Origin of the sequence: Streptomyces sp. SID12501 (genome assembly GCF_010550245.1) — a bacterium.
GTDB lineage: Bacteria > Actinomycetota > Actinomycetes > Streptomycetales > Streptomycetaceae > Streptomyces.
This window is the reverse complement of the sequence record NZ_JAAGLU010000821.1, coordinates 1-417: the sequence shown is the minus strand read 5'-3', so window position 1 is coordinate 417 and position 417 is coordinate 1. Positions and strand designations below refer to the sequence as shown.

1 protein-coding gene is annotated in these 417 nt (G+C 74.1%); it reads right to left on the bottom strand.

Features of this window, described 5'->3' with window-relative positions:
• Nucleotides 1-379, bottom strand: a 379-nt coding sequence (locus G3I71_RS48635) for a M24 family metallopeptidase (protein WP_164325394.1), incomplete at its 3' end; no start/stop codon positions are given.
• Nucleotides 380-417: the final 38 nt, after the last annotated feature.

The window sequence follows — 417 nt, the reverse complement described above, 5'->3', positions numbered from 1 at the left end:
CGGCCTGCGGCGACGGCTGCTCGCCGACGACGAAGCTGATCGCGGCGTCGGCCGCGACGCCGTCCTTGAGGACCGCGAGGTCGAGCGTGAGCAGGTCGCCGTCGGCGAGCACGCGGTCGTGCGGGAGGCCGTGCAGCACGGCGTCGTCGACCGACGTGCACACGTAGTGGCCGAACGGTCCGCGGCCGAACGACGGCGCGTAGTCGACGTAGCAGGACTGCGCACCGGACTCGCGGATCAGCTGGGCGGTCCACGCGTCGATCTCGAGGAGGTTGGTCCCGGCCCGGGTGCGACGCCGCAGCTCGGCGAGGATGTCGCCGACGAGGCGCCCGGTCACGCGCGCGCGTGCCAGCTCGGACGGGGACAGGATCTCGATCATGCGGGGGTCCTTCGCGGGAGGTGCGGGGTGGGGCGGGG